This window comes from Aquabacterium sp. A08, from assembly GCF_011742065.1.
Genome location: NZ_JAAQQT010000450.1, coordinates 1 through 272, shown reverse-complemented (window position 1 = coordinate 272; position 272 = coordinate 1). Strand labels below are relative to the sequence as shown.

1 pseudogene is annotated in these 272 nt (G+C 71.3%); it reads right to left on the bottom strand.

What is annotated here, in order from left to right:
• Positions 1-272, bottom strand: a pseudogene (locus tag HA630_RS02555) (glutamine--fructose-6-phosphate aminotransferase); the annotation flags it as partial.

Sequence of the window (272 nt, the reverse complement as noted above, 5' to 3'; positions counted from 1 at the left end):
TCGGCGATGGCCCGCGGCTGCTCAAAGATCTCTTTCTGCATGTAGTGCCGGTACGGTCCCAGCTCCACCGCGCCGCTGTGGGCGTGCACGGTCTTCACCGGGCGCTGCTCGGCCGTCAGGGCCGCGCCATCCTGCCCGACCACCCAGTAGCGGCCCAGTTGCAGGTCCACCACGTCGCCTTCGGCCAGGTAGACGATCTGGTCGGTGACGCCGGCCAGGGCCATGGCGTCGCTGGCCAGGTAGTGCGGCGCGGGTTCGCCGCCCTCGGCCCG